The sequence below is a fragment of the Salinisphaera sp. T31B1 genome (genome assembly GCF_040361275.1).
Taxonomy (GTDB): Bacteria; Pseudomonadota; Gammaproteobacteria; order Nevskiales; family Salinisphaeraceae; genus Salinisphaera.
This window is the reverse complement of record NZ_APNH01000001.1, coordinates 782,192-808,023: the sequence shown is the minus strand read 5'-3', so window position 1 is coordinate 808,023 and position 25,832 is coordinate 782,192. Positions and strand designations below refer to the sequence as shown.

The following is a 25,832-nucleotide window of genomic DNA, read 5'->3' as shown; positions in this document are numbered from 1 at the left end:
CATGAGTCAGGACGCCACACCCAACCGCCCGATCCCGATCACCGACCCGACCACTGCGCCGTTCTGGGCCGCTGCCAGCCGGGGCCAGCTTTCACTGCCTCGCTGCGGCGACTGCGACCGGGTGCACTATTACCCGCGGGCGGTCTGTCCGCACTGCGGCAGCGAATCGCTGGCCTGGGAGACTCTCAGCGGTCGCGGCACCATCCATTCCTGGACCGTCTCCAGACGCCCGGCCGGCGCCGGCTTCAAGCCGTACGTGCCCTATGTCGTCGCCCTGATCGACCTGGAAGAAGGCGCACGCATGCTGTCGAACGTGCGCGCCGACGATATCGAATCGGTGGCCATCGGTCAGGCCGTGGTCGTCGATTTCGAGGAGATGGCCGAGGATATCGCTCTGCCGGTATTCCGCCCGGCCGATTGATCTAGGACGCGCGGCCCCTCCCAGGCGGCTTGATAGCGGCCTGAGTGTTTGCCCGGATCGCTCGGCGATCCGGGCATTTTTTCGTACCACCGAAACGCGGCCCGGCTCAGTCCTCGGGCCAGCGGAATGCCGGGGCGCGCTTGTTCAGAAACGCATCGATCGCGGCATGATGGTCGTCGGTGGAAAACGCCACGCCCTGACCCATGTACTCGATCTCCAGCATGGTTGACAGATCATTGAGCTGGGAGCCGTTGAGCGCTCGCTTGGTCAACGCAAAGGCCTCAGACGAGGCGCCGGCCAGGCTGTGCGCGATCGCCGCGGCACGCGCATCCAGCGCATCGGGCGCGACCACTTCCAGGGCGATTCCCAACGCCACCGCCTCGGCGGCATCGATGACCCGGGCCGAGAACATGATCTCCTTGGCCCGGGCCAGGCCCACGACCCGTGGCAGGGTGTAGAGCGCGGCGAAATCGGGAACCAGGCCGACTTTCATGAAGGCCATACAGAACTTGGCCCGCTCACTGGCCACGATCAGGTCGGCGGCCAGCGCCAGGCCGAAGCCGGCCCCGAACGCGGCCCCATCGACCGCAGCGATGACCGGCTTGTCCAGCTCGATCAACGGCTTGAGCCAGGCGTGATGAAAACGCATGCGCGCACGCCGGGCTTCGGGGTTGTCCCGGTCGGCCAGCATGGCCTTGATATCGCCGCCGGCCGAGAAGGCGCCGCCGGCACCGCCGATGACCAGTGCTCGGATGGCCTCGTCACGTCGTACCTGCTCGACGACTGACGCCATGGCTTCGGTCATGCTGCGATCGATGGCGTTCTTGTGTTCGGGCCGGTTGAGCGTGACTGTGGCCACGCCCTCGGCGACGCTGAATTCGATACTGTCCATGAATGGCTCCTGCAGGCGCTATTCGGGCCGAATATGGGCCGTGGCTTCGTCTTCGACCCGCTGCCATAGCTCGATGCCCATCGGGTTCTCGGACTCTTCGAGAATATGACCGACCAGGCCGATGGCCCGTGCCATCACGCCGAACCCGCGCACGATATGGCCGGGAAAGCCGAACTCGCAGCAGATCGCGCCGATCGCACCGGTGGCGTTGATCGGCAGCTGCTTGCCCGAGGCCGCTTCGGCTTCGGCCTGTATCTTCTGCATGAGTTCGACATAGCGGCCCGACAATCCGTTTTCCTCGGCGATGGCGAACAGACGCGGCGTACGCGGGTCGACCGGCTTGTGCAGCGGATGGCCCAGCCCCGGAATGATCTTCCTGGCCGCGCGGTGGTCGGCGACCGTCTGTCTGGCGATGGCATCCAGATCCGCATCGGCCGCATCGGTCGGCAAGACCTCATAGAGCATCTTCGAGGCGCCTTCCATGCTGCCGACGAACACCGTACCCAGGCCGCACAGCCCGGCGGCCACGGCGGCCTGCAGCGATTCGGGCGCGCCGGCATAGGTCAGCCGGGCCGCCAGCGCCGAGGGCGTGATGCCGTGCTCGACCAGGGTGATGACGATCGCGTTGAAGACTTTCGATTCGGCCGCGGTCGGGGTCTTGCCGGTCAGCTGCAGATAGGCCAGATCACCGAGATTGAAATGACCGAGGATCTCGTCCGGCAGGCTCTTGCCACGGACCTCGATACGGTCCTTGGTGCTCCAGGCGATATCCGAACGGATGGGCTTGTTCTGGCGGCTCATGAGGCTCCTCGAAAAGATTGCAGGGTAGGAAAGGACAGGGTCCGGGCAATGCCCGGCTTCAGGCCGGTTCGGACGCCCGATGGCGGGGGCTTTCGCGCAGCGCGAACGAGCCCCGTCCGGTGGCCAGTCTGCGTCGGTCGGCATCGAACACATCGGCCACGCCGACCACAATCTGGCGGCCCATCTTGACGATCGTCGCGCTCGAATAGATCCGACCCTTGCCGGACGGCCGTAGGAAACTGACGTTCAGGTCGATGGTCAACGGACCGATATCCTGCTGGAAGGCCGATCGCACCGCCGTGCCCAGCACGGTATCGATGAGGGTGCAGTGGATGCCGCCATGGACCATGCCGTAGGCCTGCACCAGGTTGTCGTTGACTACGAGCGAGATCTCGCAGTCGCCCGAGCCGTCGCGACTCACACGTTCGATGTCGACCCCGAGATGTACCCGAAAAGGGTTGCGCGTCGTCCACGCGATCTCGTCTTCCAGCGTCCAGGCCATGCGCGGATTATCCTTGTGCTTGTCGAGCGGTTCCGGCGCCCGGCGCGATCAACGGCGCGCCGGTGGCCTTCTGTACGGTGTCGAAATCGTTGCCGGCCAGCAGCTCGACCACGGCCAGGCCGGCGTCGGTGACCTCGATCACCGCCAGGTCGGTATAGATACGGCTGACCACGCCCGCGCCGGTCAGCGGATAGCTGCAGCGCTCGACGATCTTGGGCGTGCCGTCTTTCAGGGTATGGCGGGTGATCACGTATAGCTGCCGGGCGCCGACCACCAGATCCATCGCCCCGCCCACGGCCGGCGGGTAGGTTTCGCTGCCGGTCGACCAGTTGGCCAGATCGCCGTTGGCACCCACCTGGTAGGCGCCGAGCACGGAGATATCGATATGGCCGCCGCGCATCATCGCGAACGAGTCGGCATGGTGAAAGAACGAGCCACCCGGCTGCATGGTGATGTGCTGCTTGCTGGCATTGATCAGCTGCGGGTCCTCCTCGCCTTGCGCCGGTGCCGCGCCGAAGCCCAGCACGCCGTTTTCACTGTGATAGACGACCTCGCGATCGGCGGGCACGTGATTGGCCACTTCGGTGGGCATGCCAATGCCCAGATTGACGATGGCACCGTCGGGGATATCCATCGCCAGGCGCCGAGCCATCTCCACGGGCGTGAGTCGATTCATGGGATCACCGTTTCCAGTTCGATGACATGATCGACGAACAGGCCGGGGGTGATCACGGTCTCCGGATCCAGCTCGCCGAGTTCGACCACCCGGCTGGTTTCCACGATCACGGTGGTCGCGGCCGTGGCCATGATCGGGTTGAAATTGCGGGCGGTCTTGTAATAGGTGAGATTGCCCCAGCGGTCGGCCCGTTCAGCCTTGAGCAGGGCGACATCGGCGGCCAGCGGCGTCTCGAAGACGTGGCCGATTCCGTCGATGATCTCGGTGCGTTTGCCTTCGGCCAGGGCGGTGCCATAGCCGGTCGGCGTGAAAAAGCCGCCGATGCCGGCACCGGCGGCGCGGATACGTTCGGCCAGGGTGCCCTGGGGCACCAACTCCAGTTCGATCGCCTTCTCCTCGAAGCGACGCTCGAACCAGATCGAGCCGGGCGAACGCGGATACGAACAAATGACCTTCGCCAATCGCTTTTCGCGCAGCAGCTTGGCCACGCCGGTGTCGGCGACACCGGCGTTGTTGGCTACCACGGTCAGATCGCGCGCCCCATGATCCAGCAGGGCATCGATAAGATTGAACGGTATGCCCGAACTGCCGAAACCACCGCACATCACGGTATCTCCGTCAGCGATCGTGGCGATCGCCTGGGCAGCGGAATCACGGATTTTATCGATCATGGGGAACGCGAGTCCTGGGTCAGACGTGGTGGATTACAGGCTGTCGATCGCAGCCTGACGATTCTTTTCCCATACCGACTGGAAGGCATCGCCGGTCTTGTCGCCCGCCTCGTCCTGGGTCTTCTTCCAGGCTTTCTGCAGCGCTTTCAGACGCGCCAGGCGGTCGTCGTTCCAGCTTTGCATCTCGTCGGTCCAGATACCCTTTTCCTTCAGGTACTTGATCGCACCCGGGTGGAACGGCGCATCGATCGGCGGCGTGCCCGCCTCACTCAGCTTCCAGCGCGGCATCACCGAAGTCGCGTCCTTGTACATGTCGTAGGTTTCGTCCATGGCCTTGGTGAAGTCGTAGACGGCCTCGTCGGACATATCGGCCCGGACCGTGAGCACCGGATAGCGATAGGCCATCAGCGGAACCGGCTTGTCCTTCTCGATGCCGGCGCCGAGCGTCTCCTTGTAGGGTTTGAAGAACGGTGCGACCTCACGTACCCGTTCCCAGCCTTTTTCGTCCGAAGCCGGCAGCGGCACCCAGTAGATGCCGCGTGGCGATTCGGCCAACTCGTACATCTGGCTGGGCGTGGTGGTGGTGCAGGTGGCATCCGACTGGCCCTGGGCCAGCGAACTCATCGCCGCGCCATAGGTCGGGAACATGCGGGCATCCACGTCGTCGCGGGTCAGCCCGGCAAAGGCCAGCAGCGCGTCGCACTTCACGTTGACCGACGGGTTGCCGGCGACATAAGCCACCCGCTTGCCCTTGACGTCGGCCAGCTTGCGGATGTTCGCATCGGCTGCCGTGGGCATGCCGAACGACGAGGGCCGGCCGGCAATCACACGCAGATCCTGCGGTCCCCAGCGCGGGTCGGCGAAATCGAAGATGCCTTCAGTGGCGAAATAGGTTTCCGTGGCCAGGAAACTGTAATCGGCTCGCTTTTGCAGCAGCGGCTGCAGGCGGCCGATCGACGAGCCGGACGGCTGAATCCGGATGCGGGTGTCGTATTTCTTGCCGAAGGCGTCTGCCATGGCCGAGGCCTCGGCGTAGCCGGCCGAGCCGACGTCGTACGACGACCAGGTCATGCTGCGCGGCAGGTCGGCGGCAAACGCGCCCGGTGCGGCGACCGTTGCCGCAACGGCCGCGGTCGCTGCCATCTTGATGAATTTATGCATGGTCTTTCTCTCCTCCTGTGGTTTCGTCATTGCCGGCTGATGGGCCGGCGCCCCTGGTGCTCTAGTGAGTATCGTCCAAACCGTCGAGTGCCTTCTCGCGCGCGTTTGCCCAGGCCTGGGCAAACGCCTCGTCGTCGGCGTCTTCATGGGAGGCTACGGTGTTCTTCCAGGCCGCCCTCAACGTCTTCAACCGGGCCAGACGCCGATCATTCCATTGCTGATCGGCATCGCTCCAGATGCCTTTTTCCTTGAGATATCGGATCGCACCGGGATGGAACGGCGCATCCACCGGCGCATGCCCGGCCCTTTGCAGGTCCCAGCGCGGCATGGAGGCCGTGGCGTTCTTGTACAGATCGAAGGTCTGATCCAGCGCCTTGATGTATTCATAGACCGATTCGTCGCTCTGATCGGCGCGTACCACCACCATCGGGTATCGATAGGCCATCAGCTCGACCGGGTCGTCTTTGGAAATGCCGGCACCGACGGTTTCCTCGAACGGCGCGAAGAACGGCGCAATCTGCTGCAGCCGCTTCCAGCCCGCGGCGTTGTCGGCCGGCAGATCGGTCCAGTGGATGCCGCGCGGCGACTCGGCCAGCTCGTACATCTGGCTGGGGGTGGTCAGCGTGCAGGTCGCATCGGCCTGGTTCTGAGCCAGCGCGCTCATCGCTGCACCATAGGTCGGGAACATGATCAGGTCGACGTCGTCGCGGCTCAGCCCGGCAAAGGCCAGCACCGCATCGCATTTGATGTTGATCGACGGATTGCCGGCCACATAGGCCAGCCGCTTGCCCTTGACGTCGGCGATGGTGTCGATATGAGCGTCGGCTGCCGTGGGCATGCCGAACGACGACGGACGACCCGCGACCACACGCAGATCCTGTGGGCCCCAGCGACGGGTCGAGAAATCGAACAGCCCCTCGGTGGCAAAGAACGTCTCGGTGGCCAGATAGCCGTAATCGACCCGGCCGGAAATCAGCGGCTGCAGACGGCCGATAGCCGAACCCGAGGGCTGGATACGTACACGCGTGCCGTATTCCTTGCCGAAGGCGTTGGCGATCGCCGAGGCCTCGGCATAGCCGGCCGAACCGACATCATAGGACGACCAGGTCATGGTGGCCGGCAGATCCACCGAATCGGCGGCCAGAACCGGCTGGCTCAGTACCCCGGCAGCCATCGCCAATATCAGACCCGACCATCGCTTCATCATGTTCTCCATTTGAATTTCACGGTTTCGATTCACGGATGCGCCGGCGCGGGGCGCCTGCGACAAAAAGGTCCCGCCTACCCGTCGACGAGCGTCAGCCGGGTCAACGGATCCGCCCTTCCTTGCTGGCCACATAATCACGCAGGGCCCGGCCGGCGGTCGCGATATGCGCGCGCATGGCCTCACCCGCCGCCTTGGCGTCGCGTGCCCGCAGCGCGCTCAGGATGTCGCGATGCTCATAGGCGGCCTGAACGAGCCGATCCTCGATGGTCATCGGCGTGAGTGGCGGCAGGCCCTGCCAGAGGCCGTAGATCAGCCGTGACAGCCGAGGCTGGTCGGCGCTGTCGTAGAGCTCGCGATGGAACTCCTGGTTGAGCCGGACATAGAGCTCCTTGTCGTCGGCCTCCGCGGCGGCCTCGATCTCGCTCTGGAGCCGGTCGAGCTCGTCGAGCTCGTCTGCGGTAAGCTGCGGGGTGGCCTTGATTACCGCATGCGCTTCGAGCATCTCGCGCAGCGCATAGATTTCCTCGACGTCCTCGATACCGAAATGGCTGACATGGCACACGCCGCGATCGTCGGCGTCGACCAGGCCGTCGAAGACCAGCCGCTTGAGTGCGTCACGTACCGGGATACGACTGGTACCGAACCGGCTCGCCAGGTCTTCGTGCACCAGACGTTCACCGCCTTCGATCTCGCCGCGCAGGATCGCCTCGCGAAGACGCATGTAGACCTCGTCCTCGATGGAACGTCTTCGGACCGGCCCGAAACTGGATTTGCTGCTCATGGGGTTGTCGGTTTCACTGGTTGAACCAATTCAAAACGCTAACACAGGCCAGGTATACGGTTGACATCACGGCGGCTAGAACAGCGTCCACAGGTTTTCGGACGCCGCCAGTTCGTCGGGATCGGCCTCGTGGGTGATCCGTCCGCCCTTCATCAGATAGACACGATCCGAGGCGGCCAATGCCTGGCCGACATTCTGCTCGACCAGCAGTACGCTCATCTGTTCCTCATCGCGCAGGCGGCGGACCAGCGCCATGATGTCGTCGACCAGATTCGGCGCCAGCCCCGTCGAGGGCTCGTCGAGCAACAGCATCTTCGGACCGGCCAGCAGGGCCCGGCCGATGCTCACCATCTGCTGCTGACCACCCGACAGATTGCCGGCCTTGTCGCGCCGCCGTTCATCCAGCAACGGCAGATAACCGAGCGCGCGCTGCAACCGGCGTTCGTACTCCGCGGCCTCGTTCGCCCCGCTTGCCCAGAAGCCCATCTTGAGATTCTCTTCGACGGTCAGGCTCGGAAACACGCCGCGGTCCTGCGGCACGAGCACCATCCCGCGCCGGGTGAGCGCGCGGGTGGACAGCCCGCTGGCCGCCGCACCGTCGAACTCGACCCGGCCCCGACACGCGCCGAGCACGCCGAACAAGCCCTTGAGCAGGGTCGACTTGCCTGCGCCGTTGTGCCCGAACAGGGCCACGATCTCGCCGGGTCCGACCTCAAGATCGGCCCCGGCGACGACCGGCACCGACGGATAGCCGGCATGAAAATCGCGCACGCTCAGCATGTCGCGGCCTGCTTTTTGCCCGAGGTGCCGAAATACAGCTCGGTGAGCTGTGTGTTGGCAAATATCCGTTCGGGCGTGTCGAAGGCCATGACCTCGCCCTTGTTGAGAAAGGCGATGCGATCGGAGACCTCTCGCACGATATCCAGGTTGTGCTCGATCAGCAGCACGGTATGGCCGTCGCGCTTGAGTGAAGCCAGCAGTTCATGAAAGGTCGTGCGGGACGGCCCGTCCAGCCCGGAGGCCGGCTCGTCGAGTAGGAACAGATCGACATCCAGCGCCATGATGCGCGCCAGATTCAGAAACTTGCGTTCGGCGTAGGACAGATCCGCCGCCCGCGTGCTCGCCTTGGCGGCCAGCCCGACGCGCTCGAGCACCGCTTGCGTGTGCTTGCGCGCGGCCGCTCGTGTCCACAGGCGCAGGCTCGCCTCCTGGCTGACCAGCACGTTCTCGAACACGGTCATGTCGTTGAACAGCTTCAGATCCTGGAACGAGCGCGCCATGCCCAGTCGGGTGATCCGCTGCGGCGACAGCCCGACCAGATCGCGTTCCTTGTAGTGCACGCTGCCCGCATCCGGGCGAAGAAAGCCCGTGATCAGATTGAACAGGGTCGTCTTGCCGGCGCCATTCGGGCCCACCAGCGACGTGATCAGGCCGCCGTCCAGGGCGAGCGTGACGTCCGGGATGATGACATTGCCGCCGAAGGCCTTGCGCAGACCGCGTATATCGAGCACCGACATGGCGGCTAGCGCTCCCCGCCGGCCGGCACGTCGCCGCGACGCGCGGGGACCAGCAAACGCCAGGCGTTGGCCAGACCGCTCGGCCAGAACACCATCAGCAGCACAATGGCCGCGCCGTAGATCAGCTGTTCGAGCGGGCCGACATACTGGCTGGGCAGGTGCAGAAAATTCAGCAGGGCGGGGAATACGGTGATGAAGATCGCGCCGACGATCGGCCCGGCCAGCGAGCCGGCGCCGCCGATGATCACCATGGCCAGGACCAGCACCGAATAGTCGAGCGTGAAACTCTCCGGATTGACGAACGACACGTGGAACGCATAGATCGACCCGGCCACCGCCGCCAGCGCACCCGACAGCGTGGTGGCAGCCACTCTGAGGACCAGCGGATCCTTACCCAGCGCGATCGCCGCGGTCTCGTCGTCGCGGAAGGCCTTGAGCGCGCGCCCGAAAGGCGAATGGACCAGCGCCGCGATCAGGCCGACCACCAGCACCACGCATACGCCGGTGAGCACCATCATGTCGACCGAGCCGTCAAGCTGCCAGCCCAGTATCCGTGCCGGCGGAATGCCGGCCAGCCCGCCCATGCCGCCCGTGACCACGGTCCAGCTGGTGAAGATGGTCGACGCCACGATCTGGAATCCGATCGAGGCGACCACGAAATATTCCTCGCGCACCCTGAGCACCGGCACCGCCAGGATGAACGATACCGCGCCGGTGACGAGCATCGCCGCGGCGGTGGCAATGAGAAACGAGTCGGTCATCCCCAGCGCCACCTTGGCCGCCGTATAGGCACCCACGCCGTAGAAGACCGCGTGCGCCACCGAGAAGATGCCGGCATAGCCGACCATCAGGTTCAGCGACGAGGCCAGAATCACGGCGATACCCAGCAGCACCATCAGGTTGGAGAGGTAGGCGATCATGACCGGCGCGTAGCCGCGCCCAGCAGTCCGTCGGGCTTGACCATCAAAAACACCAGCAACACGCCGAAGGTGATGGCGGGCTTCCAACTCGACGACAGCTGCCAGACGCCCAGATTCTCGGCGATGCCCAGCAGCAGGCCGCCCAATGCCGCGCCCCAGAGATTGCCGATGCCGCCCACGATCGCCCCGGCGATAGCCAGCAGCGTGATCACCGCGCCCATCGACGGGGTCAACCCCGAGCTGTAGCTGGTCAGGATCGCGGCCGGCACGATCATCGCCGAACCCAGCCCGAAGGCGATCATGCCGTAACGCCGATCGCCCAGCCCGAATACGCCGACCAGAGGCGCATCGTCCATCATCGCACGCAGGATCACGCCGGTCCGGGTCGCACGAATGAACCAGCCAAGCGCGCCGATCATCAGCACGGCGGACGCCATCGCCAGCAGATTGACCTTCGAGACGAACACCGGCCCGATCAGAAAACCCTGGCTCAGCGTGGAATCGACGCTATAGAAGCTGTTGCCGAAGATCAGCACGATCACGTTCGTGGCCACGATCAGCAGTCCGAACGAAGCCGCGAAAATAGTCAGGAACGACGCGTCCGTGCGCCGCATCGGCTGGTAGACCAGCCGCTCGACGCCGACCCCGAACACCACGGCGATCGCCAATGCCAGCCCAATGGCCAGGACCGCCGGCCACTGCCAGACGGCGATCGCCTGGTAGAAGCCGTACGCCGCCAGCAGCATGGTCGCACCATGGGCGAAATGGAAGGTACGCGTGGTGGCATAGATCAGCGCAAAACCCACCGCGGCCAGCGCGTACAGACTGCCCGCGGCCAGTCCTTCGATGAACAGCTGCAGCAACACGATCATGGCGTGTCCGTCATCGTTGCGACCGACCCGGCACTCATCAGTCGGCAAGCTCCACGGTCTTGAGCACCGTCGATTCGCCACCCTTGATCTGATTGATCTCGATCGGCATGCGCACGGTTCCGTCGGCGCGGAAAGTCACGTCACCGCCGACCACTTCGAACGTACCGATCTCGTGCAGTGCCGCCTTCAGATTCTCGCCGGTGACCTCGCGGTCCTGGCCCTGCAGGTGATCGATCAGCTGGGCATAGATCAGCACCGCGTTGTAGTAATTGATCTGGTAGTAGTTGGGTTTCTCGCCGTACTTGTCCTTGAAGTCGGTCAAGAATTCACGCGTCCGGTCGTTGGCGTCGTAGTCGATATGTTCGGCCGTGTAGATGGCGCCGTCGGCGGCGCCGAGCTTCTGCGTGGTCGGTATCCCGAACGCAGAGTAGCTGAGCAGTTGGGTACGAATGCCGCCATCGCGCAGCTGCTTGGCGATCACGTTCTGCTGTTGGCCGTAGGAGGCGATATAGATCGCATCCGCGCCCGACACGCGAAGCTTGACCACCTCCGACTGGAAACTCGTCGCCGACGGATCGACCGAAATATCCGAAACCACCGAGCAGCCCAGTTCTTCGCAGCGCTTCTTGATGACCTTGTTCACGCCGTTGCCGAACGGGTCGTTGACATGGATCACGGCGATCTTCTTCGCTCCCATCTCGTTGACGACATAAGGCCAGAGCGCGTTGACCTCGTCGTCGGACAGCGGGATATCGTTGAGAAAGTAATCGCCGATGGCCAGTTCCGGACTTACGCCGCCGCCGTTGACCATCAGCACATGGGCCCGATTGCCGATCGGCGCGATCGCCTGGCTCACCCCCGAGAATGCCGACAGCACGAACTTCACATCGTCCACGTTGACGAGTTTGTTCATGCCCACGACGGCGGGCTGGGGCAGCGCCTGGCTGTCGGCATAGACGATCTTCAGCCGGGCATCGAAGGCGTCGCTGGCGTTGACATGCTCGACCGCCAGATCCGCACCTTCGCTGAACAGCTTGCCGTAGACCGCGTTGGGTCCGGTCAGCGGAAACAGCGCGCCCAGCGCGTAGGTCGGCTCATCGGCCAGGGCCGGCCCGGCCAGGCCGACCAGAGCCACCGCGATGGTGAGCACGGCCACGCGCATCCGGCGGATGCCCAGCCGTCCGAGTCGGTCTTGTCTCATGTTCGATTCCTCTCGTACGCACACAGGTTGTTATCGAAGGGTTCGGGCCGAATCCTTCGTCAAGACGATCCGACCGTGTTCGGAAGCGCGCCCTGTCCTTCAAGCTACGTTTGTATACAGTACCCGGTCAACAAGACTTAGGTCGCAGGCTCGGCGCTTCGCCGGCCACTTCGAGTACCAGACGCCCCTCGGCGGCGTTGGCGTCCATGCGCTCGTGCAGCCTCGCGGCATCGGCCAGGGGAATCGCCTCGCCCACATCCACCGCAAGTTCGCCGGTTCGGATCAACGCCAGCGCGCGCGCGACCTCGTCGGCCGTACAGGATTTCGTGCCGACCAGGCTGATCTCCTTGAGGATGAAATGCGCCGGCCGAATCTCGGCCGGCAGGCCCTCGACGTTGCCGAGCATCACCACGCGCCCGCCGCTGCGCACCGCGTGTATGGAGGCCGAAAGCGTCGCCGCGCCAACGATTTCGATCACCGCATCGGCCCCGCGCCCGCCGGTGAGCGCCTTGACCTGACGGGCGAAGTCGCGCTCGGGCGCGACCACGACCTCGTCCGCCCCGGCGGCCACCAATCCGGCCCGGCGATGCTCGCTGGAGGTGATGGCGATCGTACGTGCACCCAGCAGACGAGCCAGCCGAAGCGCATGAATACCCACGCCGCCGCTGGCGCCGGTGAGTACCACCGTCTCTCCCGGCTGGATGGCGGCGCGGGTCACCAGCGCATGGTAGGCCGTGCCAACGGTACAGATGACCACCGAGGCCGCCTTGAGGCTGACCTCGTCCGGCACCGGCACGATGGTGTCCGCGCGCACCTTGACGTATTCGGCATAGCCGCCGTCGACATCCTCGCCCAGAAAACGCGGCCGCTCGTCCAGACACAGCGCCTGGTTGCCGTCGCCGCAGGCCGGACAGCCGCCGCAGCCGGTATAAATCATGCTCATCACGCGGTCGCCGATCGAACAATCCGCCACCGCCGCGCCCATGGCCACGATATGGCCGCTGACCTGATGGCCCAGGATCACCGGCAGATCGATACGCGGGAATGCGCCGGCCCGGGTGAGCAGGTCGTGCCGACAGACCCCGCAATAGGCCACCCGAATCAGCACATCGTCTTCGCCGACGCTCGGCACGTCGACGGTGGCGCGCTCGAGCACCTCGGGCCCGCCGAATCGGGCCATGGTGATCGCGGTCATGCGCGCAGGTACGGTGGTATTCATGCCGAATCCTCCATGGCATCGACGACCGCCTGGGCCTGTTCACGCAGACGGGTTTTCTGGATCTTCTCGCCGTTGGCGCTGCTGGTGGTCGGAAACGCATCCACACGCAACAGCCGGATCGGCACCTTGAACTTGGCCATGTCTGCCTGGCAGGCATCGATGATCGCGGCCTCGTCGATCACGGCGGCATCTCCGGCGGCGATCACGAACGCCACCGGCCGCGGCCCCCGATCGGTGTCGACCGCGACGACCTGGGCCAGCGCGATCGACTCGAATGCCTCCAGATAGGCTTCGATCTCGCGCGGATTAACCAAGAATCCGCCCAGCCGCAGCGTATCGCCCAGCCGTGCCAGATAGACGAAGCTGTCCGGGCCCTCGATATAACCCAGATCGCCCGTGCGGATATAGCCGTCAGCGGTCACCGTGCGCGCGGTGGCCTCGGGGTTGTTCATGTACTCGACCATGACGTTGGGTCCGGCGATCTCGAGTTCGCCGGCCTCGCCGTCGGGCAGCAGCTTTGCGGTCTCGGTGTCGCGCACCCGCACCCGGGTGGCATCCGAACTCGGCGTGCCGCCACCCAGCGCCCAGCGTGCGGGCCCGGAGCCGGCCGGCGCATGACTCATCAGCGCCTGGACCTCGGACGAGCCGAAGGTCTGGAACAGCTGCATGCCCCGGGCCTGGCCATCGGCCACCAGTGCCGCGGCATCGGCGCTAAAATTGGCGAACGCGCCCGATCGCAGGCTGGCGATACGCTCGGCCGGCGCGGCGGCCAGAATACGGCGGAACATCTCGTCCGAGCCGGAGGTATAGGTGACCCGGTGACGCTCGATCAGTTCGATGGCCCCGTCGGTATCGAACGACGGCTGCAGAACCACCGGTCGACCGGCCGCCAGTGCGCCCATGACCGTGTTGAATCCAAACACCCCGCAGAATGGCAGCATGGCGAGCACCACCGTGTCGGCCGCAGCGACGAAACCGAACCGTGACGCGATCGCCCGCGCCTGATGCGTGATCGCCGACTGGCGATGAACCACGAGCTTGGGCGCCGAGGTGGTACCGGACGACGTGAATACGTTGCACGCCGCATCGCTGCGTGCACCGTCGTCGGCCGGGGCGTGCTGGTATAAATCGTCATAGGCAAGACTCGGCCGGCCGGCGACTTCGCCACTCGCCGTGCGCTCGCCGACGGTGATCACCGTGTCCAGTGTGCGCAGCCGGTCGGGCTCGAACTGCTCGACCAGCGCGAGATAATCCACCCCGTCGGCGCCGCCCGGCAGCACCAGCAACCGTGCCGCGGCGCGCTCGAGAATATCCTCGACCTCGTGCTTGCGGAACTTGGTGTTGATCGCCACCGCGACCGCGCCCAGACGTGCGAGCGCGAACTCCAGCTCGACCCAGGCGAACCGATTGGGCAGCCAGACCGCGACCCGGTCGCCAGGGCCGACCCCGCAGGCGGCCAGCCCGGCGGCCACGCGTGCCGCACGATCGGCCAGCTCGGCAAAACTCAGGCTCGCGTGCGCGTCGATGAGCGCCGTGGCATCCGGCGTCCGCTCGACCTGGCTGGCCAACAGTTGGCTGAGCGTTTCGCCACGCTCGTCGGCTTGTGACATGGACTCCTCCGTCAATGCCGCGTGATCGTGTCGCCCCGCTATGGTTGTATTGATGATCGGGGCAACGGCCGGACCGTCCGGTCCGGCCGTGCGTATGGCCTGCCGCTCAGACCGGGTCCCAGGAAAAGACTTCGCCCGAGACTTCCAGATCGTAGAACTGGCTCTTGAGCGCGGGGATCGCCTCGGCGGCGATGCTGTCCGGGTTCCAGCCTTCACCGCGATGGATGCCGCGCAGCGGCCGGCTCTGGCTCATCAGGAAGATCTCGTTGCCGCGGACGGCGAAGATCTGTCCGGACACACCCTCGGCGCGATCGCTGGCCAGATAGGTCGCCATCACCGCAATCTTGTCGGGCGTCATGGATTTGAGCTTGTCGACACGCGCCTGCTGCTCGGGCGTATCAGTGGGGATCGAGCCGATCATGCGGCTCCAGGCGAACGGGCTGATGCAGTTCGAGCGCACGTTGAAGGCCGCCATGTCGAGCGCGATCGATTTCGACAGCGCCGCAATACCGAGCTTGGCCGCCGAATAATTGGACTGGCCCCGGTTGCCGATCAGCCCCGAGGTCGAGGTCATATGGACATAGGCGCCGTATTCCTGCTGCCGGAAGATCGGCGCGGCCGCACGCGAGACGTTGAAGGTGCCGTGCAGATGCACGTCGATCACCGCCTTCCATTCGTCCGGATCCATCTTGTGGAACATGCGGTCGCGCAGGATGCCGGCGTTGTTGATCACCGCATCCACGCGGCCGTAGGTATCCATGGCCGTGGCGATGATATTGGACGCGCCGGCGTATTCGGCCACGCTGTCGGTGTTGGCCACGGCGTTGCCGCCGGCGGCCTTGATCTCGTCGACCACTGCCTGGGCGGCCGACTGGTCGGTCCCGTCGCCCGACACGCTGGTGCCCAGGTCATTGACTACCACGGCTGCGCCGTCGGCCGCCATTTCCAGGGCGATCGCCTTGCCGATACCGCCGCCGGCGCCGGTGACGATCGCCACCCGCTGTTCGGACGCTTCACTCATGCCTGTCTCCTTGTCGTCGAATGGTTTGCTCTAGGGCGCTCAGCCGGGCAGGCGCAGCACCTGCTTGGCCAGAATGTTGCGCTGGATCTCGTTGGAGCCGCCGTAGATGGTGGTCGGCAGACAGTTGAAATACAGCGTGAGGGTGTCGACATGGTCGTCGCCGGCGTCCTGGCCGTCGACCAACGCCGCCTCGCTGTCGGCGGCCTGCACGGCCAGTTCGGCGATACGACCGAAGGTCTCGGTGCCCCAGATCTTGAGCCAGGAAATATCCGCGCCGAGCGTTTCGCCGCGCCGAACCTGGTCGGCGAAGGCCTCGAAGGCCTCGGACAGATCGGCCACATCCAGCGCCAGTCGCGTATAGGCATCCGAGAAGGCCGGATCGTCGTGCAACCCGCGCGCCCGGGCGAACACGTCGAGCCGGCTCAGCGCGTTGCGCGACTGTTTCGGGCTACCCAGGAAAAGCCGCTCGAAGCCAAGCAGCGCCTTGGCCATGGTCCAGCCGTCGTTGGGCTCGCCGACCAGGCTGTCACGCGGCACGCGCACATCGTCGAAAAAGACTTCGCAGAATTCTTCGTGCCCGGCGATGTTCTCGATCGGCCGGATGGTGATGCCCGGCGTCTCCAGATCGACCAGCAGGAAGCTGATGCCCTGCTGCTTCTTGGGCGCCTCGGGATCGGTGCGCGCCAGCAAGAAGATATGCGTAGCGTCCTGAGCCAACGTGGTCCAGGTCTTCTGGCCGTTGACCACGTATTCCTCGCCGTCGGCGACCGCGGCGGTGCGCAGGCTGGCCAGGTCCGAGCCCGAATTCGGCTCGGAGTAACCCTGACACCAGATATGCTCCCAGCTGAGGATCTTCGGCAGATACTTCTGCTGCTGCTCAGGCGTACCGTAGCGAATCAGCAGCGGGCCAACCATGACCACGCCCTGATCGGGTGCGCGCGCCACACCGATGCGTTCCTGTTCCTCGGTATGGATCAGCTGCTTGGCCGGCGACAGTCCGACGCCGCCGTGCTCGACCGGCCAACCGGTGGCCGTCCAGCCCGCCGCCGCGCGTTTGAGATACCAGTCGCGCACCTCGGCCCAACGCGGTCGGCGCGGCATATGGCGCAGCTCGGCCGGATACTCGGCCTCCAGATACTGCCGAACCTCGGCACGGAATTCATCGTCGGACAGCGCATTCCAGTCGGTCATGTTCGAATCCTCAATCGCGGCACAGGCGCGCGTATTCACGGCGCTGGGCGGTGGCGTTGCCAAGCCAGGCAGACAGGCTCAGGACACGGCGCAGATAGACGCCGACATCGGCCTCCTCGGTATAACCGATCGCACCGTGCAGCTGGACCGCTTCGCGGCCGATACGCAGGGCCGCGTCCGAACAGCGCGATTTCGCGCGCGCGGCGGCCCGCTCGAGCTCGATCAGCGGCACGTCCCGGTCGATCGCCCGTACCGCCTGGGCCAGCGCATGCCCCATGAGCTCGCCCTGGATATACAGATCCACCGCGCGATGGCGCAGTACCTGGAAACTCGACAGCTGCTGGCCGAACTGCTTGCGTGACGCCAGATAGTCGCTGGTGAGCCTGAACAGCCGATCGGCCAGCCCGCGCAGTTCGGCACTGGCCACGATACGGGCGACACACAGCCCGCGTCGCAACGCCTGCTCGCCGCACCGCCCGGCGGCCAGCCGATCGCCATCGCTCAACTCGACACCGTCGAGATCGAGCGTGACCATGGTGCTACCGTCGACTTGCCGGCGTGCGGTCGTCGCTACCCCGGGCATCTTGCGGGGCACCTGATAAAGGGCAATGCCGTCATCATCGCGAACCGCCACTACGAACACATCGGCCTCGGCCGGCTGCACCAGATGCCGGCGGGCGCTCAACCGCCCGTCGACGACACGATCGACGATGGCAGAAAGATCGAGCGTCTCCGCGCCGGGCTGCCAGGCGATCGCGAGTGTCGAGGCGGCTTCCACACTGGGGGCCAGCAGCGCCTCGACCTGCTTCGTGTTGTCACAGGCTGCGATCACCGTCTGGGCGAACACGGCGGCTACGAACGGCTCGGGCGCCGCATCGTCACCCAGCCCGCGAGCCACCACGGCCAGCTCTCCGGCCCCGAGGCCCAGCCCGCCGGCGGCCTCCGGTACGGCGATACCCAGCCAGCCCAATTCGGCCATGGCCTGCCAGGCCGCAGTATCGACATGGCCATCGCCATTTTTCAGTGCACGGGCACGACTGACGCCGTCGCCGTGCGGCGCCTGGCGCGCAAAACCCTGGACCGCGTCGGCCAGCATCCGGCGCTCATCGATATTGGATTCGGACAGCACTGCGCTCATCGCAACCCCTGTTGAAAACCGATCGGCCGGGACGACCGATCGTCATTTTTGAATCGTATACAGTGTACTGACAATTCAGCCTATCCCGGCATGAAACGCTGTGCCTGCTCCAGGGTCATCGATGCTTCGGCCAGCAGATGCGGCAGCAGATCGATATCGACCGATTCGCCTGCGAGCGGATCGCGCGGCAGTACGCGGTGACAGAGCACGAGATAGGCCAGCGCCAATCGCCGCCAATCGTCGCCGATACGGCGGGCCTCCCAGGCCATGAACACCGCCGAGCTCACGCTGTACAACGCGCTGGCCACGGCGCGGGTGTCGATGGTGGCGCGCGAATCCGCCGTGACCGCCGCGACTGCAGATTCGACTCGGCTCAGCGCCGTTTCGAACAGCGCACGCCCGGCCGTCGGCAACGCTGCCTGATCCAGGCATTCCCGCAGATAGGGCATGAGTGTCGCCAGCGTATCCTCACGTTTGATCGAGCGGATAACGTCCAACGCCACGATATTGCTGGTGCCTTCCCAGATCGAACCGAGATGTGCGTCGCGCAGCACGCGCGCATCGGAGAACTCTTCGATATAACCGCAACCGCCACGCACTTCCATGGCGTCGCCGGCGACCTTGCGCGCGTCACGCGTGGTACGGAACTTGATGAGCGGGGTCAGAATACGCAGCAGCTTGGCGGCACGCTCGTCGCCAGCGTCGGCTCGCTTGAGCACGTCGGCGGTATGAAACACCATGCTGCGGCCCTGTTCGGCCGGCGTCATCAGCTTGACCAGCGTCCGCCACATCAATGGCAGGTCGACGAGCTTGTGCCCGAACGCCTCGCGATGGCGCGAAAAGAACAGCGCCTCGTTGACACAGCGACGCATCATCCCGGCCGAGCGCACGCCGTTGGACAGGCGCGACATGTTGATCATGTCGGTCATCTGCTTGAAGCCGCTGCCGGGCTCACCCACGACATAGGCCTCGGCGCCGTCGAGCGTGATCTCGCCGCTAGCCATGGAGCGCGTGCCAAGCTTGTCCTTGAGCCGCACGAGGCGGTAGTCGTTGAGCTCGCCGTCCGCCTTGTGACGCGGCAGTAGAAACAGAGTCAACCCGCGCGTGCCGTCACCGCCGCCGGACGGACGGGCCAGCACCATGGCCAGACCGGCATCGGCGTTGGAACAGAACCACTTGTCGCCATACAGCTTCCAGACGCCGTCTTCCTCGCGTGCCTCGGTCGATATGCGACCCACATCCGAGCCGGCATCTTGCTCTGTCATGAACATTGCGCCCTGGCAGAGCGCGTCGAAATCCTGGGTGGTGAGATCGTCGAAGAAGCGCTCGACCAAGGCTCTGTCGCCGAACTTCGCCAGCGTGCGCGTCAGGGCATCGGTCATGCTCAACGGGCAGCACAGTCCGAACTCGGCCTGCACGAACAGGTAGGTCAGGCCGTACTTGATGATCGGCGGCCATTTCTCCGGCCAATCGAACACGCCCGGCCGGTGGGACATCGCCGCCAGCCCGAAACGGGAAAAGGCATACCGCTCGAGTTCGATATAGGCCGGATGCTTGTCGATGCCGTTGCGCGGCGATGCGTTGCGATGGCGTACGGCCAGCGTCGGCTTGTTCTTGTCCGCGGTCAGGGCGAGCTGCTCGAGTTCGTCGCCGACCAGCGCACCGAGTTCGTCGAAGCGCGGCTCGACGTGGGCGACTTCGGCCTCGGTCGCATACAAGCGCAGCAACTGGGCGAAACCGGGATCGGCGCGATAGGCGTTCTCGCCGGCACTGTCCGGAATATTGCGATAGATCGTGGCGGCCATCGGACCCTCGAAGATGTACCAAAACAACGCTCTGCACCGCTCCGGCCCGAATGCCGGATTCGCCGGGCCATGCGGATGCACGTGCCATTGCCAACGGTTTTGTATACGGTACACTGTGTTCATATTACGGGCAACGGAAACCGGCGTTACGTCCGCTGTTTTGCCCTTTCTCCGGCGCGTACCTCCATAGGTGCGCGTGATCTGTTTATCGACCGACGGTAACCGCGATGGCATCCAACCCGACCGCACAGGACCCGACCGCCTGGCTCGGCAACACCGCCCGCTGCGAAGACCGGCTCGCCCCGGTACTGGTCGACCGGATCGCGGCCACTTTCGGGCAAACCCCGCTACCGGCCGGCGCGGCCCTGCCGCTGCTCTGGCACTGGGCGTTCTTCCAGGAGCCGGTGGTCGCCGAAGGCATCGGCGAGGACGGCCATCCGGCCCGCGGCGGTTTCCTGCCGCCGGCCGACAATCGCAATCGTATGTGGGCCGGCAGCCGTCTGCGCTTCGTCGAGCCGCTGCGGGTGGACACGCCCGCGGTGCGCGAGTCCGAGATTATCGCGATCAAGGAAAAGCAGGGCCGGACCGGCAGCCTGCTGTTCGTGACCGTCGCCCATCGTTATCACCAGGACGGCCGGCTCGCGATCGACGAAGAACAGGACATCGTCTACCGCGAGCCCAGTCCGCCGAAACTGTCGCTGGATCGCGCGGTCTCGCAGAGCCAGTGGCACGAGACGATCACGCCGGATCCGGTGTTTCTGTTCCGATATTCAGCAGTGACGTTCAACGCGCATCGTATCCACTACGACTGGCCGTACGTGACCGAGGCCGAGGGCTACCCCGGCCTGGTCGTCCACGGCCCGCTGGTCGCGACCCTGCTGATCCGCGCCTTCTGCAACGCGCATCCGAACGCGCGCGTCGACACGTTCTCTTTCCGCGGCCTGCGACCCCTGGTCGCGCCCAAGCCATTCGACGTCTGCGGACGTATCGAGTCCACCGGCTCTGCCCGCCTGTGGGCCCATAACGACGACGGCCCGGCCCAGGAGGCCGAGCTGACCTTCACGGAGATCTAGTACCCATGCTCGACAACGAATCGCTCGATGCCATCCGCGACGGCGTGCGCGGCCTGTGTGCCGACTACGACGATGCCTACTGGCGCGGCGTGGACGAACGCCGCGAATTTCCCGAGGCCTTCGTCAAGGCGCTCACCGAGGCCGGCTGGCTGGCCGCGATGATCCCCGAGGAATACGATGGCTCGGGCCTGGGCCTGGCCGAAGCCTCTGTGATCCTTGAGGAGGTCAACCACTGCGGTGGCAACGCCGGCTTCGTGCACGGCCAGATGTACAACATGTTCACCCTGCTGCGCCACGGCTCGGAAGAACAGAAGCGCTATTACCTGCCCAAGATCGCTGCCGGCGAACTACGCCTGCAGGCCATGGGCGTGACCGAACCGACCACCGGCACCGATACCACCAAACTCAAGACCACGGCCGTGAAGAAGGGCGACAAATACGTCGTCAACGGCCAGAAGGTCTGGATCTCGCGGGTACAGCACTCCGACCTGATGATCCTGCTCGCCCGTACCACGCCGATCGATCAGGTGGAGAAGAAGTCGCGCGGCATGTCGATCTTCCTGGTCGATCTGCACGAGGCCATCGGCAACGGGCTGACCGTCAAACCGATCTCCAACATGGTCAACCACGAGACCAACGAGCTGTTCTTCGACGATCTGGAGATACCCGCCGAGAACCTCATCGGCGAAGAAAGTGAAGGCTTCAAGTACATCCTCGATGGGCTCAACGCCGAGCGCACGCTGATCGCGGCCGAGTGTATCGGCGACGGTCGCTGGTTCATCGAACGCGCCACCGCCTATGCCAACGAGCGCAAGGTCTTCGACCGGCCGATCGGTCAGAACCAGGGGGTGTCGTTTCCGATCGCCGAGGCCCATATCGAGGTCGAGGCGGCCGATCTGATGCGCTGGCGCGCCTGCGAGGAATACGACGCCGGCAAGCCGGCCGGTGCCTCGGCGAATATGGCCAAGTATCTGGCGGCCAAGGCGTCCTGGGAGGCCGCCAACGCCTGTCTGCAGACCCACGGCGGCTTCGGCTTCGCCACCGAGTACGACATCGAACGCAAGTTCCGTGAGACACGGCTGTATCAGGTCGCCCCCATCTCGACCAACCTGATTCTGTCGTACGTATCCCAGCATCTGCTGGGCATGCCGCGCTCGTTCTGAGACAGCCGGCCATGCAGATCGACCGGCTCGACCACCTGGTGCTCACCGTCGCCGATATCCCGGCGACCTGCGCATTCTATTGTGGCGTGCTGGGCATGCGGCAGGTGACGTTCGGCTCGGGGCGTACGGCACTGGCGTTCGGCTCGCAGAAGATCAATCTGCATCCGGCCGCGCGGCCGTTCGAGCCGAAGGCCGGCCGCCCTACACCGGGATCGGCCGATCTGTGTTTCATCACCGCGACGCCGCTGGACAGCGTGATCGCGGACCTCGCGGCCGCGGACGTGGCCGTGACCGAAGGGCCGGTCGAGCGCACGGGCGCGACCGGGCCGCTCCTATCCGTCTATATACGCGACCCGGACGGCAATCTGATCGAGATTTCCAATCCGTCGCCCGGCGCCTGTGAGGACACCACCGCATGACCGATTCCCACGACCACGGCCCGACCTGGCAACTGGCCGATTTCTGCGCGACGCTACGCTACGACGATATCCCCGACGCGGTCGTTGCCCGCTGCGAGGATCTGTTCCTGGACTGGCTGGCCTCGGCACTGGGCGGTGCCAGCCAGCATCCGATACCGGTGTTCGAGCGCCATGCCCAGGCCATGGGCCCGGCCAGCGGCCCCAGCGAGATCGTGACCAACGCGACCACCAGCTCGCCCTACTACGCGGCTTTCGTGAACGCGGCGGCCTCGCACGTGATCGAGCAGGACGACCTGCACAACAGTTCCGTGCTGCATCCAGCCACGGTCGTGTTTCCCGCCGCTCTGGCCGCCGCTCAGGACGTCGGCGCGAGCGGGCAAGAGTTGATCGCGGCCAGCGTAGCTGGCTACGAAGCCGGGATTCGGGTCGGTGAGTTCCTCGGCCGGTCGCATTACCGCGTGTTTCATACCACCGGCACGGCCGGCACGCTGGCCGCCGCCGTGGCCACCGCCCGGATACTGAATGTCGATACCCAGACCATGATCCACACGCTCGGCAATGCAGGCACCCAGGCGGCCGGGCTGTGGGCGTTTCTGCGCGATGGCGCAGACTCAAAGCAGCTGCACACGGCCAAGGCGGCGGGCAACGGTCTGCTGGCCGCCTACATGGCCCGAGACGGGCTCACCGGCGCACAGGACATCTTCGGCGGCAGCCAGGGCATGGCGGCCGGCATGTCGAGCGATGCCGATATCCAGCGCCTGGCCGCCAAGCTGGGCAGTCGTTGGGCGCTGGCCGAGACGTCCTTCAAGTTCCATGCCTCCTGTCGGCATACGCACCCGGCCGCCGATGCGCTGGCCGCGGCTATGGCCGAACACGATCTCGCCGCCGACGATATCGAGCGTGTCACCACCCGTGTCCACCAGGGCGCGATCGACGTGCTCGGCGCGGTGGACGTCCCGCGTACCATCCACCAGGCCAAGTTCTCGATGGGCACGGTGCTCGGCCTGATCGCGGTCCACGACGCCGCCGGACTGACCGAGTTCGACACGCTCGCGCTGACCGACGATGCGGTCGCGGCCTTTCGCGACAAGGTCTCCATGCGCCTCGACGACGAAGTCGATACGGCCTATCCGAACCGCTGGCTGGGCCGGGTCGAGATCGAAACCACCGACGGCCGTCATCTCGAAGGGTCGATCGACGAACCCAAGGGCGACCCGGGCAACACGCTCTCGCGCGCCGAGCTGGAAGACAAGTTCATGCGGCTGGCCGCTTTCGGCGGTCGAACGGACGAAAACGCCGCCCGCACGATGATCGACACGGTCTGGGGCCTGCGCGAGCTGTCGCGCGTGCCGACCCTGCGCCCGCACTGACGACGAAAAGGAACGACCGATGAGCACTGAGCAAAGCCGCCCGCTCGACGGCATCACCGTGGTGAGCTTCGAGCATGCAATCGCCGCGCCCTTCTGTACCCGTCAGCTGGCCGATCTCGGCGCCCGGGTGATCAAGATCGAACGCCCCGGCGTCGGCGACTTTGCGCGCGGCTACGACACCCGTGTGCGCGGGTTGTCGTCGCATTTCGTCTGGACCAACCGCTCGAAAGAGAGTCTCACCCTCAATATCAAGCACGAGGAGGCCATGACGATCCTCGACAAGCTGCTGGTCGAGGCCGATGTGCTGGTACAGAACCTGGCACCGGGTGCGGCCGCCCGTCTGGGACTGTCCTTCGACGATCTGCACGAGCGCTTCCCGGGACTGATCGTCTGCAACATCTCCGGCTACGGCGAGACCGGCCCGTATACCGACAAGAAAGCCTACGATCTGCTCATCCAGAGCGAGGGCGGTGTGCTGTCGACCACCGGCGGGCCCGAAGACGAGGACATGGCCAAGGTCGGCTGCTCGATCGCCGACATCTCGGCGGGCATGTATGCCCAGAACAGCATCATGGCCGCACTCATCCAGCGCGGTAAAACCGGTCGCGGCACCTCGATCGATGTGTCCATGCTCGAGACCATCGTCGAGTGGATGGGCTATCCCATGTACTACGCCTTCGACGGCCAGCCCCAGCCGCCACGGGCCGGCGCCTCGCACAGCACGATCTATCCCTACGGCCCGTTCGCTACCGGCGACGGCCAGAGCGTGATGCTGGGTCTTCAGAACGAGCGCGAATGGGGCGCCTTCTGCGAAATCGTTCTGCAGCAACCCGAGCTGGCCACCGATGTCCGTTTTGCCACCAACAGCGACCGCTCAGCCAACCGCGGCGAACTGCGCACGCTCATTCACGAGGCCTTCGCCGCGCTGACCGCCGATCAGGCCATCGAGCGACTGGATCGGGCCAGCATCGCCAATGCTCATGTCAACGACATGGCCGGCGTCTGGGCGCACCCGCAGCTGGCCGCCCGTGATCGCTGGCGGCGTGTGGGCAGTCCGGTCGGAGAACTGCCGGCCCTATTGCCGCCGGCGGCGAATCGCGCATTCGAAGCACGCATGGACTCGATTCCGGACCTGGGCGAACACACCGACGCGATCCTGGCCGAGCTCGACTACGACGCCACCGATATCGCCCGCCTGCATGATGCAGGCGCGGTCTGACCCACCCCTCGACAGAGACGCGCACCATGACCGCTGCGATTCAATGCCCGTTGTTCGTGCCCGCCACGCGCGCGAATCTCATCCCCAAGGCGCTGGCCAGTGGGGCCGATGCCGTGATCGTCGACCTGGAAGACGCCGTCGCCGTCGATCGCAAGGACGAAGCACGCGCCGCACTGGCTAGCTTTCTCGGCGAGCACCCGGACGCCCGTGTCCACGTGCGTATCAACACGCCGACCAGCGGCGAGCTCGATGCCGACCTGGAAGTGTGCCGAGGGCATGCAGGCATCGCCGGAATCGTCGCGCCCAAGGCCGAGTCGCGCGGTGCGCTCGAACGGATCGCCTCACTCGGCAAGCCGGTCTGGCCGCTGCTGGAAACCCCGGCGGGCATCCTGGCGCTGGCCGAGCTGACCCGCGTCCGCGGCGTCGAGCGCTACAGCTTCGGCGCCCTCGACTTCGCCTTTGAAGCCGGCGTGACGCCCGACAGCGACGGCGGCCGGGCCGTGCTCGACCACGCCCGCTACCAGCTGCTGATCCACTCCCATGCCGCCGGGCTGATCCCACCGCTGGAAAGCGTGTTTCCCGACTTCCAGAACGTCGACCGTCTGCACGCCATCGCGCGTCGCGCCAGCGATATGGGCTTCGGCGGCATGCTCTGTATTCATCCGGCCCAGATTGCCACCGTAAAGAAGGCGTTCTCCCCGACCGAGGACGAACTCAGCTGGGCTCAGCGTGTCATGGAAGCCAGCCGTACCAACGAGGCCGCGTTTCAGGTCGACGGACAGATGGTGGATGCGCCGGTACTGGCTCGTGCCCGGCGGATTCTGGCGCTCAACTGAGGCCGTCTGCAGCGCTTGTCATCCGGACTCATAATTGTTATGTTATTTTATAACTAACAATGATGAGGCGGAGCCCGGCGAGCGGCCGGCGCGCCGCTGCGGTTGAACGCCATGGGGGCTCGAAACAAACGCGGGTTGTGGATCGC

The 25,832-nt window shown here is 65.3% G+C and carries 26 protein-coding genes; 7 read left to right on the top strand and 19 right to left on the bottom strand.

Annotated elements, in window-relative coordinates; all coding sequences use genetic code 11:
* Position 1 precedes the first annotated feature (1 nt).
* Positions 2–421, top strand: a complete 420-nt coding sequence (locus tag T31B1_RS03715) for a Zn-ribbon domain-containing OB-fold protein (RefSeq protein ID WP_353248110.1) — start codon at positions 2–4, stop codon at positions 419–421.
* A gap of 106 nt (positions 422–527) precedes the next feature.
* Here the strand turns inward: T31B1_RS03715 and T31B1_RS03710 are convergent, their stop codons facing one another.
* The 19 genes from T31B1_RS03710 to T31B1_RS03620 form a co-directional block, all read right to left on the bottom strand.
* The gene (locus T31B1_RS03710; protein ID WP_353248109.1) at positions 528–1,313 is read right to left on the bottom strand and encodes an enoyl-CoA hydratase/isomerase family protein; all 786 of its coding nucleotides are present in this window, start codon (positions 1,311–1,313) and stop codon (positions 528–530) included.
* Positions 1,314–1,331: 18 nt separating this feature from the next.
* On the bottom strand, positions 1,332–2,114 hold the full coding sequence (locus T31B1_RS03705) for a citryl-CoA lyase (RefSeq protein WP_353248108.1): 783 nt from the start codon (positions 2,112–2,114) through the stop codon (positions 1,332–1,334).
* A gap of 58 nt (positions 2,115–2,172) precedes the next feature.
* Positions 2,173–2,616, bottom strand: coding sequence for a PaaI family thioesterase (locus T31B1_RS03700; RefSeq protein WP_353248107.1), 444 nt, complete (start codon positions 2,614–2,616; stop codon positions 2,173–2,175).
* Positions 2,617–2,623: 7 nt separating this feature from the next.
* Positions 2,624–3,292: a 3-oxoacid CoA-transferase subunit B gene (locus tag T31B1_RS03695; RefSeq protein ID WP_353248106.1), complete on the bottom strand. Its 669-nt coding sequence runs from the start codon at positions 3,290–3,292 to the stop codon at positions 2,624–2,626.
* A complete protein-coding gene (locus tag T31B1_RS03690) occupies positions 3,289–3,963 on the bottom strand; it encodes a 3-oxoacid CoA-transferase subunit A (RefSeq protein ID WP_353248105.1) in 675 nt (224 codons plus the stop codon). Before T31B1_RS03690 ends, T31B1_RS03695 begins: the two co-directional genes overlap by 4 nt.
* A gap of 33 nt (positions 3,964–3,996) precedes the next feature.
* Positions 3,997–5,124, bottom strand: coding sequence for a TAXI family TRAP transporter solute-binding subunit (locus T31B1_RS03685; protein ID WP_502950910.1), 1,128 nt, complete (start codon positions 5,122–5,124; stop codon positions 3,997–3,999).
* A 61-nt stretch (positions 5,125–5,185) separates the two neighbouring features.
* Positions 5,186–6,328, bottom strand: a complete 1,143-nt coding sequence (locus T31B1_RS03680) for a TAXI family TRAP transporter solute-binding subunit (RefSeq protein ID WP_353248738.1) — start codon at positions 6,326–6,328, stop codon at positions 5,186–5,188.
* Between the two features lie 103 nt (positions 6,329–6,431).
* Positions 6,432–7,112, bottom strand: coding sequence for a GntR family transcriptional regulator (locus tag T31B1_RS03675; protein ID WP_353248104.1), 681 nt, complete (start codon positions 7,110–7,112; stop codon positions 6,432–6,434).
* Between the two features lie 75 nt (positions 7,113–7,187).
* Entirely contained in the window at positions 7,188–7,892 is a 705-nt protein-coding gene (locus T31B1_RS03670) for an ABC transporter ATP-binding protein (RefSeq protein ID WP_353248103.1), read from the bottom strand.
* On the bottom strand, positions 7,886–8,629 hold the full coding sequence (locus tag T31B1_RS03665; protein ID WP_353248102.1) for an ABC transporter ATP-binding protein: 744 nt from the start codon (positions 8,627–8,629) through the stop codon (positions 7,886–7,888). Before T31B1_RS03665 ends, T31B1_RS03670 begins: the two co-directional genes overlap by 7 nt.
* A gap of 5 nt (positions 8,630–8,634) precedes the next feature.
* Positions 8,635–9,549 carry a branched-chain amino acid ABC transporter permease gene (locus T31B1_RS03660; RefSeq protein ID WP_353248101.1) on the bottom strand — a complete coding sequence of 305 codons (915 nt, stop codon included), beginning with the start codon at positions 9,547–9,549 and terminating at the stop codon, positions 8,635–8,637.
* Complete coding sequence (locus tag T31B1_RS03655) at positions 9,546–10,421, bottom strand: branched-chain amino acid ABC transporter permease (RefSeq protein ID WP_353248100.1); 876 nt, start codon at positions 10,419–10,421, stop codon at positions 9,546–9,548. The genes T31B1_RS03660 and T31B1_RS03655 overlap by 4 nt, the downstream gene beginning before the upstream one ends.
* Positions 10,422–10,458: 37 nt before the next feature.
* Positions 10,459–11,622, bottom strand: a complete 1,164-nt coding sequence (locus T31B1_RS03650; protein ID WP_353248099.1) for an ABC transporter substrate-binding protein — start codon at positions 11,620–11,622, stop codon at positions 10,459–10,461.
* Positions 11,623–11,749: 127 nt separating this feature from the next.
* Positions 11,750–12,841: an alcohol dehydrogenase catalytic domain-containing protein gene (locus T31B1_RS03645; protein ID WP_353248098.1), complete on the bottom strand. Its 1,092-nt coding sequence runs from the start codon at positions 12,839–12,841 to the stop codon at positions 11,750–11,752.
* Positions 12,838–14,451: an AMP-binding protein gene (locus T31B1_RS03640; RefSeq protein WP_353248097.1), complete on the bottom strand. Its 1,614-nt coding sequence runs from the start codon at positions 14,449–14,451 to the stop codon at positions 12,838–12,840. Before T31B1_RS03640 ends, T31B1_RS03645 begins: the two co-directional genes overlap by 4 nt.
* Positions 14,452–14,557: 106 nt before the next feature.
* Positions 14,558–15,472, bottom strand: coding sequence for an SDR family NAD(P)-dependent oxidoreductase (locus T31B1_RS03635; RefSeq protein WP_353248096.1), 915 nt, complete (start codon positions 15,470–15,472; stop codon positions 14,558–14,560).
* A gap of 39 nt (positions 15,473–15,511) precedes the next feature.
* Positions 15,512–16,663: an acyl-CoA dehydrogenase family protein gene (locus T31B1_RS03630; RefSeq protein ID WP_353248095.1), complete on the bottom strand. Its 1,152-nt coding sequence runs from the start codon at positions 16,661–16,663 to the stop codon at positions 15,512–15,514.
* 10 nt (positions 16,664–16,673) lie between these two features.
* Complete coding sequence (locus T31B1_RS03625) at positions 16,674–17,801, bottom strand: acyl-CoA dehydrogenase family protein (protein ID WP_353248094.1); 1,128 nt, start codon at positions 17,799–17,801, stop codon at positions 16,674–16,676.
* 80 nt (positions 17,802–17,881) lie between these two features.
* Positions 17,882–19,606, bottom strand: a complete 1,725-nt coding sequence (locus T31B1_RS03620) for an acyl-CoA dehydrogenase family protein (protein WP_353248093.1) — start codon at positions 19,604–19,606, stop codon at positions 17,882–17,884.
* Positions 19,607–19,833: 227 nt separating this feature from the next.
* On the opposite strand from T31B1_RS03620, the gene T31B1_RS03615 reads away from it, so the two are divergent.
* The 6 genes from T31B1_RS03615 to T31B1_RS03590 are packed head-to-tail and all read left to right on the top strand — an operon-like array spanning position 19,834 to position 25,686.
* On the top strand, positions 19,834–20,679 hold the full coding sequence (locus T31B1_RS03615; protein WP_353248092.1) for an HTD2 family dehydratase: 846 nt from the start codon (positions 19,834–19,836) through the stop codon (positions 20,677–20,679).
* Between the two features lie 5 nt (positions 20,680–20,684).
* Positions 20,685–21,842 carry an acyl-CoA dehydrogenase family protein gene (locus tag T31B1_RS03610; RefSeq protein ID WP_353248091.1) on the top strand — a complete coding sequence of 386 codons (1,158 nt, stop codon included), beginning with the start codon at positions 20,685–20,687 and terminating at the stop codon, positions 21,840–21,842.
* Between the two features lie 11 nt (positions 21,843–21,853).
* Complete coding sequence (locus T31B1_RS03605; protein WP_353248090.1) at positions 21,854–22,261, top strand: VOC family protein; 408 nt, start codon at positions 21,854–21,856, stop codon at positions 22,259–22,261.
* Positions 22,258–23,631, top strand: coding sequence for an MmgE/PrpD family protein (locus T31B1_RS03600; protein WP_353248089.1), 1,374 nt, complete (start codon positions 22,258–22,260; stop codon positions 23,629–23,631). Before T31B1_RS03605 ends, T31B1_RS03600 begins: the two co-directional genes overlap by 4 nt.
* A 19-nt stretch (positions 23,632–23,650) precedes the next feature.
* On the top strand, positions 23,651–24,850 hold the full coding sequence (locus T31B1_RS03595) for a CaiB/BaiF CoA transferase family protein (RefSeq protein WP_353248088.1): 1,200 nt from the start codon (positions 23,651–23,653) through the stop codon (positions 24,848–24,850).
* Between the two features lie 26 nt (positions 24,851–24,876).
* Entirely contained in the window at positions 24,877–25,686 is an 810-nt protein-coding gene (locus T31B1_RS03590) for an HpcH/HpaI aldolase/citrate lyase family protein (protein ID WP_353248087.1), read from the top strand.
* The last annotated feature ends 146 nt before the right edge of the window (positions 25,687–25,832 follow it).

What these genes read in the sequence shown, in the direction of transcription:
- T31B1_RS03630 (WP_353248095.1), bottom strand. Translation starts at nt 16,663, where the DNA reads ATGACCGACTGGAATGCGCTGTCCGACGATGAATTCCGTGCCGAGGTT.
- T31B1_RS03595 (WP_353248088.1), top strand. Translation starts at nt 23,651, where the DNA reads ATGAGCACTGAGCAAAGCCGCCCGCTCGACGGCATCACCGTGGTGAGC.
- T31B1_RS03610 (WP_353248091.1), top strand. Translation starts at nt 20,685, where the DNA reads ATGCTCGACAACGAATCGCTCGATGCCATCCGCGACGGCGTGCGCGGC.
- T31B1_RS03650 (WP_353248099.1), bottom strand. Translation starts at nt 11,622, where the DNA reads ATGAGACAAGACCGACTCGGACGGCTGGGCATCCGCCGGATGCGCGTG.
- T31B1_RS03625 (WP_353248094.1), bottom strand. Translation starts at nt 17,801, where the DNA reads ATGAGCGCAGTGCTGTCCGAATCCAATATCGATGAGCGCCGGATGCTG.
- T31B1_RS03690 (WP_353248105.1), bottom strand. Translation starts at nt 3,963, where the DNA reads ATGATCGATAAAATCCGTGATTCCGCTGCCCAGGCGATCGCCACGATC.
- T31B1_RS03680 (WP_353248738.1), bottom strand. Translation starts at nt 6,328, where the DNA reads ATGAAGCGATGGTCGGGTCTGATATTGGCGATGGCTGCCGGGGTACTG.
- T31B1_RS03675 (WP_353248104.1), bottom strand. Translation starts at nt 7,112, where the DNA reads ATGAGCAGCAAATCCAGTTTCGGGCCGGTCCGAAGACGTTCCATCGAG.
- T31B1_RS03665 (WP_353248102.1), bottom strand. Translation starts at nt 8,629, where the DNA reads ATGTCGGTGCTCGATATACGCGGTCTGCGCAAGGCCTTCGGCGGCAAT.
- T31B1_RS03615 (WP_353248092.1), top strand. Translation starts at nt 19,834, where the DNA reads ATGGCATCCAACCCGACCGCACAGGACCCGACCGCCTGGCTCGGCAAC.
- T31B1_RS03660 (WP_353248101.1), bottom strand. Translation starts at nt 9,549, where the DNA reads ATGATCGCCTACCTCTCCAACCTGATGGTGCTGCTGGGTATCGCCGTG.
- T31B1_RS03655 (WP_353248100.1), bottom strand. Translation starts at nt 10,421, where the DNA reads ATGATCGTGTTGCTGCAGCTGTTCATCGAAGGACTGGCCGCGGGCAGT.
- T31B1_RS03715 (WP_353248110.1), top strand. Translation starts at nt 2, where the DNA reads ATGAGTCAGGACGCCACACCCAACCGCCCGATCCCGATCACCGACCCG.
- T31B1_RS03705 (WP_353248108.1), bottom strand. Translation starts at nt 2,114, where the DNA reads ATGAGCCGCCAGAACAAGCCCATCCGTTCGGATATCGCCTGGAGCACC.
- T31B1_RS03590 (WP_353248087.1), top strand. Translation starts at nt 24,877, where the DNA reads ATGACCGCTGCGATTCAATGCCCGTTGTTCGTGCCCGCCACGCGCGCG.
- T31B1_RS03635 (WP_353248096.1), bottom strand. Translation starts at nt 15,472, where the DNA reads ATGAGTGAAGCGTCCGAACAGCGGGTGGCGATCGTCACCGGCGCCGGC.
- T31B1_RS03670 (WP_353248103.1), bottom strand. Translation starts at nt 7,892, where the DNA reads ATGCTGAGCGTGCGCGATTTTCATGCCGGCTATCCGTCGGTGCCGGTC.
- T31B1_RS03685 (WP_502950910.1), bottom strand. Translation starts at nt 5,124, where the DNA reads ATGCATAAATTCATCAAGATGGCAGCGACCGCGGCCGTTGCGGCAACG.
- T31B1_RS03600 (WP_353248089.1), top strand. Translation starts at nt 22,258, where the DNA reads ATGACCGATTCCCACGACCACGGCCCGACCTGGCAACTGGCCGATTTC.
- T31B1_RS03710 (WP_353248109.1), bottom strand. Translation starts at nt 1,313, where the DNA reads ATGGACAGTATCGAATTCAGCGTCGCCGAGGGCGTGGCCACAGTCACG.
- T31B1_RS03605 (WP_353248090.1), top strand. Translation starts at nt 21,854, where the DNA reads ATGCAGATCGACCGGCTCGACCACCTGGTGCTCACCGTCGCCGATATC.
- T31B1_RS03645 (WP_353248098.1), bottom strand. Translation starts at nt 12,841, where the DNA reads ATGAATACCACCGTACCTGCGCGCATGACCGCGATCACCATGGCCCGA.
- T31B1_RS03620 (WP_353248093.1), bottom strand. Translation starts at nt 19,606, where the DNA reads ATGGCCGCCACGATCTATCGCAATATTCCGGACAGTGCCGGCGAGAAC.
- T31B1_RS03700 (WP_353248107.1), bottom strand. Translation starts at nt 2,616, where the DNA reads ATGGCCTGGACGCTGGAAGACGAGATCGCGTGGACGACGCGCAACCCT.
- T31B1_RS03640 (WP_353248097.1), bottom strand. Translation starts at nt 14,451, where the DNA reads ATGTCACAAGCCGACGAGCGTGGCGAAACGCTCAGCCAACTGTTGGCC.
- T31B1_RS03695 (WP_353248106.1), bottom strand. Translation starts at nt 3,292, where the DNA reads ATGAATCGACTCACGCCCGTGGAGATGGCTCGGCGCCTGGCGATGGAT.